This is a genomic window from Pseudoalteromonas sp. TAE79, from assembly GCF_000498015.1.
Taxonomy (GTDB): domain Bacteria; phylum Pseudomonadota; class Gammaproteobacteria; order Enterobacterales; family Alteromonadaceae; genus Pseudoalteromonas.
The window spans coordinates 1-2,042 of sequence record NZ_AUTL01000109.1 but is presented as its reverse complement, the minus strand read 5'-3'; the positions used below and the strand labels follow the sequence as shown (position 1 = coordinate 2,042).

Sequence of the window (2,042 nt, the reverse complement as noted above, 5' to 3'; positions counted from 1 at the left end):
GTGTAAAGTTTTCTGGCGAATTCAATTATACCTTATCTTCATGCTGTTTGTTTTTCATACCACAAAGATCAACACGCCCTAGTCTGCCCTCTGAATTCAAAGCTTCCCATTGTGTATTTCTTTGCTGTAAAGCCTCCTGTTTTAAAAGCATTTCTTTTTTTCTTTTTATCTCTGCTATTTTAACGGTAATCCCCCCATTTTTAATGGAGGCTAGCTGTAGAATTTCCGTTGTTTAATTTTTCCAGCTTTTGTATGGGTGTTATACCACCTAGGCCCATGTTAGGGCGTTCATTATTATAAGTCCATAGCCAATCAGTCGCTCTGTCTTGTAACTCACTAATATCACTATAAATATAATGACTCAGCCAGTCGTAACGAACCGTTCGGTTGAAGCGCAAGCGCTCTATATAGGCATTTTGCTGCGGGTTACCGGGTTGAATAAACCGTAATTCGATATCATTATTTAACGCCCATTGCGCTAGCTGCTTGCTAATATATTCAGGCCCATTATCACATCTGATAGCTTTAGGTTTACCACGCCACTCTATAATTTGATTTAACGAGCGGATCACACGTTCAGCAGGCAGTGATAAATCAGCGTCAATAGTCAGCCCTTCACGATTAAAGTCATCAATGACATTAAACAATCGACATGCTCTGTCATCCGCTAATTGATCATGCATAAAATCCATTGACCAACATTCATTGATGGTTTCTGGTACTGCCAATGGCTCAGGCTTATCTCTATTTAAGCGTTTCCTTGGCTTGATCCGCAAATTTAACTCAAGATCACGGTAAATGCGGTAAACTTGCTTGTGATTCCACTTGTGCTTTTTTACATTACGCAAATATAAAAAACATAATCCAAAACCCCAGCTTCGCTTTGACTCAGTCAAATCGAGTAACAGCTCTGCTATTTTTAGATTTTCATTTCTTAATATCGGTGTATAGCGATAACACGTTTCACTTATCATAAAAGTACGGCAAGCTAAGGCAATACTCATTTTATTTGTGCTAACGACTTCATGTGCCAATACTTTACGCTCAGAAGCCGTTACCACTTTTTTGCCATAGCCTCTTGAATGACCTCAGATTTGAGCCGCTCTTCAGCATACATTTTCTTTAAACGGCGGTTTTCATCTTCAAGCTCTTTCATGCGCGTCATTAAAGACGCATCCTGTAGTGGTACAGTGATTTTGGCCACCCATTAAGAAAGAATTCTTTCAATGCAATCAGTGCTGATACTTCGGTTACAGAGTCATCTTCGATTCAAGTACAAGAGAACATGATCAAGTTGCATCATTGAATTCTATTCTTGATTTTGAAGAAGCAGCTAAAAATGAGCAAACAACCAGTGAATATGAACGTTGTAGCCCTACAATTTACACTAGATACACTAGTCTTAAATTGGAGCAGACTCGAACTATTGCAAGCTTTACTTATGATGGTGGTAATTGCCGTAGATACGGTTTTGCAATTTTAAGAAACTATGACGGACATGATTTCAAAGTGACTTTGGTTGATAGCAATGGAGATAGAGTTGCTGGCGGATATAGCGTAGCAGTTTCCACTTCTATCTTTAATGCAGGCACTTATTATTGGGAAGTTGAAAATAAAACAACAACTGGATCTACTTATGGTGGAATTACTTATGAAGTAAGATCTGGTGGCTAGTTAAACTTTCTATTAACGACTCAGCCCTATGAGTCGTTAATAGAAAACAATCTAAAATAAAAGCTTAAGTTTTATAAAATTATGTCGATAAAAGAAAACGACATATGAAAAAGGATTTTTATGAAAATCAGCACCAATCTACTACCTACTCTATTTGAAAGTAAAATATCTATTTTTACAAACAGTGATGATGAAGAAATAAAAAGCTTTTCTACTAAAACAAGCGAAAGTGGCTTAAAAATTAATATAAACACAACTCACCTTGATCCTAAAGTTAAAGAAAAAAAAGACAATAATGCTTTTGATTCATCATTAATTGAGGGAAGTGCATATGAAAAAGTATTTAAAAAAGAAGAGCTCAACTTTTC

The 2,042-nt window shown here is 36.5% G+C and carries 2 protein-coding genes and 1 pseudogene; 2 read left to right on the top strand and 1 reads right to left on the bottom strand.

All coding sequences use genetic code 11. The annotated features are described in order from the left end of the window. Nucleotides 1-200: 200 nt before the first annotated feature. Nucleotides 201-1,177 (bottom strand): annotated as a pseudogene (locus L655_RS0106640) (IS3 family transposase); the annotation flags it as partial. A gap of 125 nt (nt 1,178-1,302) precedes the next feature. Between L655_RS0106640 and L655_RS0106630 the strand changes: the two are divergent. Together L655_RS0106630 and L655_RS01000000125240 are read left to right on the top strand one after the other, a co-directional pair. Continuing rightward, nucleotides 1,303-1,674: a hypothetical protein gene (locus L655_RS0106630; RefSeq protein WP_024599458.1), complete on the top strand. Its 372-nt coding sequence runs from the start codon at nt 1,303-1,305 to the stop codon at nt 1,672-1,674. 120 nt (nt 1,675-1,794) lie between these two features. After that, nucleotides 1,795-2,042, top strand: a 248-nt coding sequence (locus tag L655_RS01000000125240; RefSeq protein WP_024606827.1) for a hypothetical protein, incomplete at its 3' end; no start/stop codon positions are given.